This is a genomic window from Streptomyces sp. SM11, assembly GCF_002910905.1.
GTDB lineage: Bacteria > Actinomycetota > Actinomycetes > Streptomycetales > Streptomycetaceae > Streptomyces.
Map to the genome: position 1 here is coordinate 1 of NZ_NEUE01000120.1, position 11,980 is coordinate 11,980.

General features: G+C 72.2%; 13 protein-coding genes, 1 tRNA gene and 1 pseudogene. 7 read left to right on the top strand and 8 right to left on the bottom strand.

Annotated features, from left to right (window positions below; translation table 11 throughout):
* Positions 1-185: hypothetical protein (locus tag B9S58_RS38430; RefSeq protein WP_219818875.1), on the bottom strand; the 185-nt coding region annotated here is incomplete at its 3' end.
* On the opposite strand from B9S58_RS38430, the pseudogene B9S58_RS08890 reads away from it, so the two are divergent.
* Positions 118-466 (top strand): annotated as a pseudogene (locus B9S58_RS08890) (DUF2809 domain-containing protein). The gene B9S58_RS38430 and the pseudogene B9S58_RS08890 overlap by 68 nt on opposite strands.
* A gap of 39 nt (positions 467-505) precedes the next feature.
* On the opposite strand, the gene B9S58_RS08895 reads toward B9S58_RS08890, so the two are convergent.
* Positions 506-892, bottom strand: coding sequence for a hypothetical protein (locus B9S58_RS08895; RefSeq protein ID WP_103531572.1), 387 nt, complete (start codon positions 890-892; stop codon positions 506-508).
* A 223-nt stretch (positions 893-1,115) separates the two neighbouring features.
* Between B9S58_RS08895 and B9S58_RS08900 the strand changes: the two genes are divergently transcribed.
* On the top strand, positions 1,116-2,438 hold the full coding sequence (locus B9S58_RS08900; RefSeq protein ID WP_103531573.1) for an MFS transporter: 1,323 nt from the start codon (positions 1,116-1,118) through the stop codon (positions 2,436-2,438).
* Here the strand turns inward: B9S58_RS08900 and B9S58_RS08905 are convergent.
* Together B9S58_RS08905 and B9S58_RS08910 are read right to left on the bottom strand one after the other, a co-directional pair.
* A complete protein-coding gene (locus B9S58_RS08905) occupies positions 2,428-3,039 on the bottom strand; it encodes a flavin reductase family protein (RefSeq protein ID WP_103531582.1) in 612 nt (203 codons plus the stop codon). The genes B9S58_RS08900 and B9S58_RS08905 overlap by 11 nt on opposite strands.
* Before the next feature lie 76 nt (positions 3,040-3,115).
* Positions 3,116-3,715, bottom strand: coding sequence for a CGNR zinc finger domain-containing protein (locus B9S58_RS08910; RefSeq protein ID WP_103531574.1), 600 nt, complete (start codon positions 3,713-3,715; stop codon positions 3,116-3,118).
* Between the two features lie 160 nt (positions 3,716-3,875).
* On the opposite strand from B9S58_RS08910, the gene B9S58_RS08915 reads away from it, so the two are divergent.
* Together B9S58_RS08915 and B9S58_RS08920 are read left to right on the top strand one after the other, a co-directional pair.
* The gene (locus B9S58_RS08915; RefSeq protein WP_103531575.1) at positions 3,876-4,331 is read left to right on the top strand and encodes a VOC family protein; all 456 of its coding nucleotides are present in this window, start codon (positions 3,876-3,878) and stop codon (positions 4,329-4,331) included.
* Positions 4,332-4,387: 56 nt separating this feature from the next.
* Positions 4,388-5,323 (top strand): pyridoxamine 5'-phosphate oxidase family protein, encoded by a 936-nt coding sequence (locus B9S58_RS08920; protein WP_103531576.1) that lies wholly within the window; start codon positions 4,388-4,390, stop codon positions 5,321-5,323.
* A gap of 32 nt (positions 5,324-5,355) precedes the next feature.
* On the opposite strand, the gene B9S58_RS08925 is transcribed toward B9S58_RS08920, so the two are convergent.
* Together B9S58_RS08925 and B9S58_RS08930 are read right to left on the bottom strand one after the other, a co-directional pair.
* On the bottom strand, positions 5,356-6,246 hold the full coding sequence (locus B9S58_RS08925) for an enoyl-CoA hydratase/isomerase family protein (RefSeq protein WP_258044251.1): 891 nt from the start codon (positions 6,244-6,246) through the stop codon (positions 5,356-5,358).
* Entirely contained in the window at positions 6,243-8,471 is a 2,229-nt protein-coding gene (locus B9S58_RS08930) for an acetate--CoA ligase family protein (RefSeq protein WP_103531577.1), read from the bottom strand. Before B9S58_RS08930 ends, B9S58_RS08925 begins: the two co-directional genes overlap by 4 nt.
* Positions 8,472-8,674: 203 nt before the next feature.
* Between B9S58_RS08930 and B9S58_RS08935 the strand changes: the two genes are divergently transcribed.
* Positions 8,675-8,748: transfer RNA gene (locus B9S58_RS08935), tRNA-Met, on the top strand.
* On the opposite strand, the gene B9S58_RS08940 is transcribed toward B9S58_RS08935, so the two are convergent.
* Both B9S58_RS08940 and B9S58_RS08945 read right to left on the bottom strand, forming a co-directional pair.
* Positions 8,730-9,653 (bottom strand): cupin domain-containing protein, encoded by a 924-nt coding sequence (locus B9S58_RS08940; RefSeq protein ID WP_258044252.1) that lies wholly within the window; start codon positions 9,651-9,653, stop codon positions 8,730-8,732. The genes B9S58_RS08935 and B9S58_RS08940 overlap by 19 nt on opposite strands.
* 151 nt (positions 9,654-9,804) lie before the next feature.
* Positions 9,805-10,152, bottom strand: coding sequence for a VOC family protein (locus B9S58_RS08945; RefSeq protein ID WP_103531578.1), 348 nt, complete (start codon positions 10,150-10,152; stop codon positions 9,805-9,807).
* Between the two features lie 420 nt (positions 10,153-10,572).
* On the opposite strand from B9S58_RS08945, the gene B9S58_RS08950 reads away from it, so the two are divergent.
* The gene (locus tag B9S58_RS08950) at positions 10,573-10,836 is read left to right on the top strand and encodes a phosphopantetheine-binding protein (protein ID WP_258044253.1); all 264 of its coding nucleotides are present in this window, start codon (positions 10,573-10,575) and stop codon (positions 10,834-10,836) included.
* A 40-nt stretch (positions 10,837-10,876) separates the two neighbouring features.
* Complete coding sequence (locus B9S58_RS08955; protein WP_103531580.1) at positions 10,877-11,848, top strand: chlorinating enzyme; 972 nt, start codon at positions 10,877-10,879, stop codon at positions 11,846-11,848.
* The last annotated feature ends 132 nt before the right edge of the window (positions 11,849-11,980 follow it).

Sequence of the window (11,980 nt, forward strand, 5' to 3'; positions counted from 1 at the left end):
CGGGAGCGGTCCTCGCAGCCCACCGGCGGCGACTCCACGGTCCGTGCGTCAGGGGCCCGTGCGTCCGGGGGCCGTCCGCTCACGCCCCGCGCGTCCAGGGTTCGCGCGGTCGCGGCGGTGGCGGCCGTCGTCACCGTCACCGCGGGCCTCGCGGTGCGCGCCGGGGCGGACGGCGTCTTCGCCAAGTACGCGGGGAGTGCGCTCTACACGGTGCTGCTCTGCACCCTCGTCGCCTTCTGCGCGCCCCGCGCGCGGCCGGTGGTGGTGGCCTCCACGGCGCTCGGGCTGAGCTGGGCGGTGGAGTTCCTCCAGCTCACCGGCGTACCGGCGGAGCTGTCGGCGCACAGCACGGCGGCCCGGCTGGTGCTCGGCTCGACCTTCAACGCTCCGGACCTGCTCGGGGTAAGCGGTGGGCGCGGCGGCGGCCTGGGCCGCCCACGCGGGGGCCGCTCGGCCCCGCCGCTGACCCAACCGGCCCGCTTGCGGTCGCGGGTCCGCTCGCGGCTCACTTCTTCGCGCGGGTCCGCTCCTCGCTCGCCTGCATCTCCAATATCTCGAAGACATGGGCGCTGGTGCGCCGCCGGGAGGTGCCGCTGACGACGAGCGCCGCGCCCGCCACAGCCGTGGGGACGGACAGGGCCAGGATGCCGACGAGTTCGGGCCACTCGCGCTCCCCGGCGCACAAGGAGGGCCTGGTGTGCGAACCCCCGTGTTCCAGCGGGGACTCGCACTCCAGGTCGCGGGTGGGGGAGGACGACGGGACGGTGTACGGAGCCAGGAGCAGGTAGCCGAGCCAGAGCAGCAGCCCGGCCGCCACGGCGGACAGGCCCACTCCCCAGGCCACGCGGGCCCCGGCTCGGCGGTCGAACTCCTGGCGGGCGGCCCAGTGCATGGCGCTCCTCGTGGCGTGCTCGAATCCGGCGGACGGCTTCTCGTGGACGGGATGCGACAGTACACAGCGCCTGCCGCCTGCCGCCTGCCGCCTGCCGCCTGCGCGTGCCCGGCCGGGACGGTGGCGGCCGCCGTGGTCCGCATGGTGGGACGAGGTCTCGGCATGGCCCGATCCCTGCGAACCATGTCATCCGGGCCACTCGTCGGATGCCTCCGGCCCCCGGATGCTGGCTGACGTGACCCACCTGACCAAGACCACCGCCGGCGCCGCCTCCGGGATGCCCCGCCGCCGGTTCCCCTTCTCCGTCCACCGGGCGTGGATCGTCGCCGCCGTCACCTTCGTGACGATCATCGGCGGTGCGGCGTTCAACTCCCTGCCCGGGCTGCTCATCGATCCGCTCCACACCGAATTCGGCTGGTCCCGGGGCGAGATCGGGCTCGCGGTCTCCATCGACATGGCGCTGTACGGGCTGACCGCGCCGTTCGCCGCCGCGCTCATGGACCGCTTCGGCATCCGGCGGGTCGTGGCGATCGCGCTCACGATGGTGGCGGCCGGGGCGGTCGCCAGTGTCTGGATGACCGCTTCCTGGCAGCTGATGATCTATTGGGGGCTGCTGGTCGGCCTCGGCACCGGGTCGATGGCGATGGCGTTCGCCGCGACCGTCACCAACCGCTGGTTCGTGGCCCGCCGGGGTCTGGTCACCGGCGTCCTCACCGCTGCGGGGGCTTCCGGGCAGCTCGTCTTCCTCCCGCTCTGCGCGTGGATCGTCGACGAGCACGGCTGGCGGCCCGCCTCGGTCACCGTCGCCCTGGCGGCCCTCGTCGTCGTCCCGTTCGTCTGCCTGCTGATGCGCGACCACCCGGCCGATGTGGGGCTCGCCCCGTACGGCGGGGACTTCGTGCCCAAGCCCGCGCCGGCCCGGGGCGCCGCGCGCCGGACGGTGCGGGTGCTGTTCGACGCGGCCCGCACCGGACCGTTCTGGCTGCTCGCGGGTACCTTCGCGATCTGCGGGGCCACCACCAACGGCCTGGTCCGCACCCACTTCGTCCCGTCCGCGCACGACCACGGCATGCCGATCACGGCGGCGGCCTCGCTGCTCGCGGTGATCGGGGTCTTCGACGTCATCGGCACGATCTTCTCCGGCTGGCTCACCGACCGCTTCGACGCCCGCAGGCTGCTCGCCGTCTACTACGCGCTGCGCGGGATCTCGCTGATGTTCCTGCCGATGCTGATGGCGCCCGAGGTGCAGCCGCCGATGATCTTCTTCATCGTGTTCTACGGTCTTGACTGGGTCGCCACGGTCCCGCCGACGCTGGCGCTCTGCCGCGAGCAGTACGGCGAGGACAGTGCGATCGTCTTCGGCTGGGTGCTGGCCTCGCACCAGGTGGGCGCGGCGGTGGTGGCGTTCCTCGGCGGGGTCGCGCGGGACGTGTTCGGCAGCTACGACGTCGTCTGGTACGCGTCGGGGGCGCTGTGCGCGATGGCGGCGCTGATGTCGCTGGTGATCCGCCGTGCCCGGACCGCCGAGACCGTACCTAGCGGCTGAACCGGCCGAACGCCCCTCGGTGGAAGAGGAGGGGGTCCCCCTCGTCCGTCGCCCCCAGTGCCTCTGCCCGGCCGACCACGATGAGGTGGTCGCCGCCGGTGTGGACGGCGTGGATACGGCAGTCGATCCAGGCGGGTACGGAGTCCAGCAGCGGCGACCCGGTCGCCGGGGCGTCCTCGTGGGCCACTCCCGCGAACTTGTCGGCCCCGCTGACCGCGAACCCCCGGCAGAGCGCGCCCTGTTCCGCCCCCAGGATGTTCACGCAGAAGGCCCCGGCGCGGGCGATGCGCGGCCAGGTCGTCGACGTGCGGGCGACCATGAAGGACACCAGCGGCGGGTCCAGCGAGAGCGAGGCGAAGGACTGGCAGGCGAAGCCCGTCGGCCCGTCCGCGTCGCGGGCGGTGATCACGGTGACGCCGCTGGCGAAGTGGCCCAGCACGCGCCGGAATTCGTCCGGTGCGACGGGCGGCCGCTCGTCGTCGCGGACGGCCCTGAGGTCCGGCCGGGGAAGCGCCTCGGGCGGTGTCCCGGCGTGTGACCCCGGTGCGGCTGTCGTGGCGGCGCCGACGGACCTGAGGTACCGGACGGCGGTGGCGGCCATGCCTGCGTGTCCCATCACGCCGTCCATTAGAGCTGACGGATCGTCAGATGTGAAGTCGCTCGCGTGGATGCGGGTCTCAGGTCCCGGTGCGTCGGGCGTAGTGGCGTTGCGCCTTCGCGCGGTTGCCGCAGCCCGCCATGGAGCACCAGCGGCGCGTGCCGTTCTTGGACACGTCGTGGAAGTGCAGGACGCAGGCGTCGTTCGCGCAGGAGCGGATGCGGTCGGGCCGGTCCACGGCCAGTCGTAGCCAGTTCTCCGCCGCGTACCAGGCGGGCAGCCAGGACGGCTCGTCCACCTCCACCACGGACTCCGGCGCCCCGTCGGGCCCCAGGGTGCGGCGGATGCGTCCGTGGGAGAGGACCTCGTTCAGCCGGTCGGCATCCCCGGGGGTGGCCGGATCGCGGCGGACGGCCTTGGTGGCCAGGGTGTCGAGCGCCGCGCGGGCCAGGAGCAGCCGGTCCAGCGTGGCACGGTCGGCGGCGGGGAGGGCGGCAGGGGCGGGGGCGGGGGCGAGGTGTTCCTGTACCGGGGGACTGTTGAGCCAGACGGCCAGACCGGAGACCGAGTCCAGCAGGTCGTGCGGGCCGGCTCCGTCGGTCCAGCGGGTGTTGAGCAGGTCGATGGCGAGCGGCTCACCGGTCAGCGGCCGGGGGTCGGCCCCAGGGGGATGCGGCACGGCTGGGCTCCTTCCGTCGCGCAGGAGGGGGCGGCTTACCCGTCGATCATAACCAGCCAAACGAAGATCACCGGTTGACGCCGCTTCTTCTAACCTTCAAAATCGATATCAACGGTTACGAGAGCGTCTCGCGACCTTGACCGAAGGAACGGGACCGACCATGAGCAAGGCGAAGAACCTCCAGACCGGCCACGTCGGCCTCAACGTCACCGACCTGGAGCGCTCGGCAGCCTTCTACCGTGAGGTCTTCGACTTCGAGGTGCTGGCCGAAGGCAGGGACGCCGATCGCCGCTGGGTGTTCCTGGGGCGCGACGACCGGCTCGTGGTGACCCTGTGGCAGCAGAGCGAGGGCACGTTCTCGGCGGCCCTCCCCGGTCTCCACCACCTCTCGTTCCAGGTGGACTCCGTCGAGGAGGTCCGGGCCACCGAGGAGGTCCTGCGCGGGCTGGGCGCGGAGTTCGCCCATGAGGGCGTCGTGCCGCACGGCGAGAGCGGCACCTCGGGCGGCATCTTCTTCGCCGACCCCGACGGCATCCGCCTGGAGATCTACGCGCCGACCGGGGCCGACCCGGCGGACGCCCCTACCGCCGGATCTCCCACCTGCGGCTTCTTCTAGGCATCCAGGAATCCAGGCATCCAGACGTCGGCAGAAGGGCAGGGTGGAGCAGGGCCATGAACGGATATCACCGTGGCGAGGTCGCCGTGCAGGAGCGGGCGGGCCTCGCACAGCGGGCGGCGAGTGCGCAGCGGGCCATCCGCTCCGACATCCCGGAGGTGGCGGCGGACTTCCTCGTCCAGCAGCCCTTCCTGGTGGTGGGCTGTGCGGACGAGCGGGGGCGGATCTGGGCGACCCAGCTCACCGGCGAACCGGGATTCCTGCGCGTTCCCGCGCCGGACACGCTGATCATCGAGGCGCTGCCCCTGCCCGACGACCCGCTGGCCGGTCCGCTGTCCGGCGCCGGCGCGGGCGGGGCCGCCCCCGCCCGGATCGGCATGATCGGCATCGAGCCGGCCACCCGTCGCCGGATGCGGATGAACGGCCGGGCGGTCCGGGACGGGGACGGGCTCCGCGTCACGCTCGACCAGGCCGTCTCCAACTGCCCCAAGTACATCCAGGTGCGCCGGCCCCACCGGACCGCTCCGGGTGAGGGGGCCGGGCGGCGGCACACGGTCGCGGACGGCGACGCCCTGAGCCCCGCACAGCAGGAGGCGCTGCGGGCCGCGGACACCTTCTTCGTCGCCACCGCCTCCGACCGGGGCGACGCCGACGCCTCGCACCGGGGCGGCAACCCGGGCTTCGTCCAGGTGCTCACGCCCCGGCTGCTGCGCTGGCCCGACTACGCGGGCAACGGCATGTTCCTTACCCTGGGCAACCTCGAACTCAACCCGGCCGCCGGTCTCCTCGTGCCCGGCTGGGACACCGGCTCCTCCCTCCATCTGACCGGCTTCGCCCGTACGGTCTGGGACGCGGACGAGGTGGCGCGGGTGCCGGGGGCGGAGCGCCTCGTGGAGTTCGAGGTCGCCGCCGTACGGGAGGTCGCCGCCGCCTCCCCGCTGCGCTGGTCGGAGCCCGGCTTCCACCGTTTCAACCCGCCGGTGGCCGGCTGATCCGCTGATTCCCGCGGCCGGGTGCGCCCCTCTCAGCGACCCCGGTACTCCGGCGGCCGGCGCTCGACGAAGGACGCCACGCCCTCGTTGGCGTCGCGCGTGGTCATGTTGATCTCCTGGGCGGCGGCCTCGGCCGCGAACGCGGTGGCCCGGTCGCCGTCCAGGGAGGCGTTCACCAACTGCTTGGTCAGGGCGAGAGCCCGGGTGGGGCCCGCCGCCAGCCGGCCGGCCCACTCCTTGGCCAGGGCCTCCAACTCCCCTCCCGGCACCGTGCGGTTGACCAGTCCCAGCCGCTCGGCATCCGCGGCGGTGAGGGCGCCCCCGAAGAACATCAGCTCCTTGGCGCGCTGCGGTCCCACCAGCCGGGGCAGCAGATACGCGCCGCCGCCGTCCGGGACGAGCCCCCGGCGTACGAAGACCTCGATGAACTTCGCCGTGTCGGCGGCCAGGACCAGATCGCAGGCGAACGCCAGGTGCGCCCCGATCCCGGCCGCCGTCCCGTTGACGGCGGCGATCACCGGCTTCTCGCAGTCCAGCACGGCGGCGATGAGCCGCTGCGCGCCGAGCCGGATCGTCCGGGCGACGTCTCCGGGGAGCCGTTCGCGGGTGGGGGCCGGGGCGCCGCGCAGGTCGGCCCCCGCGCAGAAGCCGCGGCCCGTGGCGGTGAGCACGACGGCCCGTACGGCGGGGTCGGCGGAGGCCTCCGCCAGCAGGGCGATGATCTGCTCCCGCTGGTCCCGGGTGACGGCGTTCATGGCCTCGGGCCGGTTGAGGGTGATCCACGAGACGCCGCCGTCGAGGGAGTGCAGGACGGTCGAGTCCTGGGGGGCGGCCGGTATGCCCGTGGCCGCTGCCGGCCTGCTGCCCGACCTGCTGCCCGGCGTGCTCGCCTCCGGCCCGGCGTCCGCCGCCTCCCCGCTCATCGGCACACCGCCAGCGCGTCCAGGGCCACCGCGCCCTGCCCGCGGCCCAGCACCACCAGCGGGTTGATGTCCAGCTCGGTCAGGTCGTCGCCCAGTTCCAGGGCCATGCGCTGCACCCGCAGCACCACTTCGACGAGCGCGTCCACATCGACGGGGGGCCCGCCGCGCACCCCCTCCAGCAGGGCCCGGCCGCGCAGCTCGCCGAGCATGTCCCGGGCCTGCTGCTCGCCGAACGGCGGCACCCGGACCGCCGCGTCGTGCAGCACCTCCACCAGGACCCCGCCGAGCCCCACCGTGACGGTCGGGCCGAAGAGGGCGTCGTGGGTGACCCCGACCATCATCTCGACGCCCCGGTCGATCATCTGGCAGACCAGGATGCCGTCCAGGTCCACCGACTCGTACCGGGCGATGTCGGTCAGCTCGCGGTAGGCGTCGCGGACCTGGCTGGCCGAGGTGAGGCCGACCTTCACCAGGCCCAGCTCCGTCTTGTGGGCGAGCCGGGGGCCGGAGGCCTTCATCACCACCGGATAGCCGACCGGGCCCGCCGCCCGGACCGCCGCCGCCGCGCTGGTCACCAACTGCTCGCGCGGCACCCGGATCCCGTACGCGCGCAGCAGCTGCTTCGCCGCGTGCTCGCTGAGCTGCTGCCCCGGCCGCAGCAGGCCCCGCGCCTTGCGGAAGGAGGGCGACGGGGTGCGCGGGGCGTCCTCGAAGGGGGAGCGGTAGCGGTCGGTGAAGCGGTGGTGGTCCAGGTAGGCCTTCACGGCGGTGACGCAGTTGCGGGACGTACGGAAGGTGGCGAGCCGGGACGAGCCCAGCAGGGTGGTGCGGTAGGCGTCCTCGGTGCCGACGGGGGAGCCCCAGATCACGCACACCAGCTTGTCGGTGGCCTCCGCCGCGTCCGCCAGGTCCTGGGCGAGCCGGTCGCTCATCGGGGGGAAGGGGCCGGTGATCGGGCAGATCAGCACCCCGACGGAGGGATCGGCGAGGATCGCGTCGATGATCTTCCGGCCGCGCCAGTCGCCGACCGGGTGGCCGCCGTTGTCGATGGGGTTGGCGACGTTCAGGTAGCCGGGTATCCAGGTGTGCAGCTCGTCCTGCTTCGCCGGCGACAGGGTGGGCAGCGCGAGTCCCGCCGCCGTCGCCAGGTCCGCGAAGTGCGCGCCGGTGCCGCCGGAGATCGAGTACACCGCGACCCCCTGGGCCTGCGGCGGCCGGGCGCGGGCCAGCAGGGCGGCGGTGTCCTGGAGCTCGTCCAGGCCGTTCACCCGGATCACCCCGAACTGCCGCATCGCCGCGTCCACCACCTGGTCCGCCCCGGTCAGCTTCCCGGTGTGCGAGGCGGCGGTCCGGGCCCCGGCCTCCGTGCGGCCCACCTTCACGGCGACGACGGGAACCCCGGCGCGGGCGGCCCGGTCGGCGGCGAGCAGGAAGGAACGGCCGTCCTTGAGCCCCTCGACGTAACAGGCGATGGCCCCGACCTCGGGGAGCTGCGCGAAGTAGGCGAGGAAGTCGGCGGTCTCCAGATCGGCCTCGTTGCCCGTGGGGGCCCAGTGCGAGAGCCGGATGCCCAGCTCCTGGAGGGCGTGGAGCGGGCGGCCCTGGTGCCCGGACTGGGTGATCAGGGCGATGGCGGGCCCTTCCAGGTCCTCCCGGAACCTCTCGAAGGCGTTCAGGTTGGTGTTCGGTCCGAGCAGCCGCAGACCCGAGCGTTCCACGGCCGCCGCCAGCCGGGCCTGGGCGGCCGCGCCCGCCTCCCCGGTCTCGGCGAATCCGGAGGCGAAGGCGACGGCGAAGGGCACCTTGGCCTCGCCCAGCTCCTCGATCACCGGGAGCGGGTCCGCGACGAGCAGGACCGCGAGGTCGACCGGCTCGGGGAGCTCGGTGACCGAGGGGAAGCAGTCCCGGCCGAACACGGCCTGCCGGGTCGGGTGCACCGGGTGCAGCCGGGCCCCGACCCGTTCGGCCCAGGAGATGAGCTGCCGGGTGATGCCGGTGTTGGGGCGGCCCTCGGAGTCCGATGCGCCGACGACGGCCACCGATCGGGGCCGGAAGAAGCGGTCCAGGTCGGGCACGGTCAGGTGCAGCGGTCGCCCGCTGACGTCGAGGCCGCCCCGGGCCGAGGCCGTCGGCAGGCTGACGACGGCGGCGTGCGGCTCCTCGCCGCAGGCCACCACCCGGGCGCGGAAGTCGGTGGTGAGTGTGCCGTGAGTCGATCCAAGCATCGTTCCGCCCACTCCTGCTCGATGGCCCGCCGGTGAACGGGCGGGGCCGGCCGGTTAGCTGACACCTTGTCAGGTTACTGAACTGACGCTGCGTCAGGAATGGGTGTGCAGGCAAAGGCTCGCGCGATCACCGGACGGCCGTGCGGGTGGAACCTCCCGTGGTCACGGAGAGGCAATCCGTGGCGTAGAGTGGTGTTTACCGACGCGGGGTGGAGCAGCTCGGTAGCTCGCTGGGCTCATAACCCAGAGGTCGCAGGTTCAAATCCTGTCCCCGCTACTGAAGAACACGACCGAGGCCCGGATCCCAAGGATCCGGGCCTCGGTCGTGTTCCGCCCCCGTCGGTTCCGGACGTCGGCCGCCGGACGCTCGGACATCCCTCCCGGACGCTGAGCCATGGGCGGAGGCCGCCCTGCCGCGTGAGGCTGATGCCATGAATCGGACAGATACGACGACAGACACGACCTCCGCGCAGGAACCCGTACTCGTGACCGGCGGCACCGGCAAGACCGGCAGCCGGGTGGCGGCCCGGCTCCGTGAGCTGGGGGTGGAGACCCGGGCGGCCCCGCCACCTCGTCGCCGAGCGCCCCGTACCACCCCGGCGGATCCGCCTCGGGCCGGTCGAACCAGTCCCGCAGCGTGCACACCAGCATCCAGTCCAGCAGCCGGTCGAGCACGATCTGATCGCCCGGCCGCCCGCCGCCGAGCTGCGCCTCCAGGTAGTCGCGCATCGGCGCGCAGTCCTGCTCGTCGGGCACCACCAGGGCGGGCGGAAGCGCCCGCAGGAGCCGCTGGGGAACCTGCGCCTGTACGTCATAGGTGGCGGCCAACAGCACGGTGGGGCAGTCGAATTCGGGTCCGCGGTCCGGTGGGGCGCCGGTGTCGCGGAGCCGGCCCCAGTGCACTTCCCGTACGCCGCCGGCCCGCCCCGCCCCCGTACCGCCCGCCGGGTCGTCGGTGAAGACGAACGGGGCCGGACCCCGGACGATCGCCACCTCGCCGACCTCCACCCGCAGCGGCTCGCCGCCCTCCGGCACGATCCACCCCGCACCTCGCAACGGCAGGCACAGGGTCAGATACGCCCCGTCCGTGAACCGCAGCGACCACGGTGCCCTCAGCACCGAACGGCCGAACACCGCGCCCCTGCCCCGCACGCCCCGCAACAGCTCGTCGAACACGTCCATGACGCACACGATATGCAGAGCCGCGGCCGCCCCGGACGATCACCTGTGCACGACGGACGGACACCCACGGGCCGGAAGGGGCCACGGCGATGGACCGGACCCGTCGGCGCCCGCTCCGGCCGGCACGGCGGCCGCCGTGCCGGCCCGTACGTCAGCGGTGGCTCAGGACGTTGACCACTCGGCCGTCGGGGTCGCGGACGAAGAACCTCCGCACGCCCCACTCCTCGTCCTGGAGCGGGTGGACGATCTCCGCCCCGCTCTCCCGTACCGCCGCGTAGGCCCTGTCCACGTCGTCCACCTCGATGCTCATGTCGGGGACGACCGGGGCGGTCAGGTCGTGGGTCATGAAGCTGACCTGCTCCTGCGGACGGGACGGCGAGGCGACGGTGGTGATCCAGCCGAGGTTCATGACCTCCTCGAAGCCGAGCAGGCCGTAGAACTCCCGGCTCTCCTCCACCGCCTCCGAACGGATGTTGGGCACGACGCGGCGAACGGTCATCAGCGACTCCCGGAAGGTGATCCTGCATCAGGTCGCCCCGGCCGCCGCAGGCTTCGAGGGCGGCCGGGGTCGGGTCCTCGCAGGCACGGTAGTACGCCGTCCGGACCCGTGTCGCCCTCCCGCCGCCGGGTGTCGAGCAGGCCGTTCTCGTTCTTCTCCCGCATCAAGCCGAGATGAAAGAACTCACATCGGGCAGAAAACCGCACCACGGTCGTGGCGCATTCTCTCGACATATGTTCCCGGGGTATACCCCCCAAGTATTCGGCATTACCGCGTTCGCCTCGACGGCCATAGAGTGAGGCCTGCAACAAGGCATGCACATGTGCATGGTCCTGTGCAAAGTGTTCGGCGATTCTCCGGCCTATCGGCCATTCCTCGCCGGAGGCCCGCACGAGACCCTACGAGAGGAGTACGGCGGCAATGTCCGTTTCCATTCCTGAGGGCGTGCACGAACTTCAGAAGCTGATTGTCGACTGGGTGGGCGAATCCATCGAGAACCCGGACGTCTCCCTGGGGGACAACTTCCTGGACCTCGGCGGCCACTCGCTTCTCGCCATGAACCTCAACACACGTGTCCAGCAGCATTTCGGTCGCGAGCTGGACGTGAAAGTCCTGTTCGAGGAGTCGCTCGGCAGCGCGATCGCGGAACTGCATACGCGGATGGCCGAGCAGCCGACCGCGTAATTCGTTCACCAAGCATTCAGAACCAGAGGCTGGAGTAGCCGTGAATGACCGCATTTCCGATTTCCGACTGACCTCCGACGAGCTCGCCACGTTCGAGGAGCAGGGTTTCATCGGGCCGATCAAGGTATATGAACCCGAGGAGATGGAGAGGCGCTGGAACCGCATACGCCGGGCAATTCCGGACCGGTCGCGGGCGATCTACCCGGAAGACGCGCTGGGCGCGGTGACCAACCTCTCCAACTACGACCGGCACCTCGACATCGATCTGCTCAGCGAGCACATCATGCAGCGGGCCATCGTCGAGCGGGTGGCCTCCATCCTCGGTCCGGACCTGCTGTGCTGGCGCACCGAGTTCTTCCCGAAGTACCAGGGGGACGAGGGGACGGACTGGCACCAGGCGTCGACGTTCGCCCACTCCAGCGGCCGCCCCCAGATCAGGTGGCCCGCGCAGAACGACGCGCCCGCCTTCGGCGGCACGATCACGGCCTGGACCGCGTTCACCCACTCCACCCGGGAGAACGGCTGCCTCCAGCTCATGCCGGGCACGCACCGGGTGATGAACTACGACGAGTCCCTCGGCATGTCCTACAACCCGGACACGATCAACAAGCGGGAGAAGGACAGCGTCCGGCGCGGCTTCTTCGGCTACGACTACCGCGAGCTGCAGAAGGACCCCGACTGGCGCCCCGACGAGTCGAAGGCGTTCTCCCTCGTCATGCAGCCGGGCGAGTGCGTGATCTTCTGGTCGACCCTGATGCACGGTTCGCTGCCGCACACCGGCAGCCAGAAGGACTACCGCATGGGGTTCGCCACCCGGTACGTGCCGACCCAGGTCGAGGTCTACCCGGACCTCGGTGACGTGTCCGAGTACGGCGGCACGATCCCGCTGGACAACTTCGGCTCCGTGCTCGTCTCCGGGAAGGACGAGTACGGAGCCAACAGGCTGACCGACCAGAACCGCCGCGGTCACAAGTTCACTCCGTGGGACTTCCGGGAGTCCTTCAGCAGCTGACGTTCCCCGGGCCCGCGCCGACGCCGGGCCGGCCGTGCGGGCTGTGAGTGGCCGGCCGGAGGCCGGCCCCGCTCCCGTGACCGTCGAAGCCCGGACGGGGCGAGGTGGCGGGGCAGCCGACCGCCCCGCCCC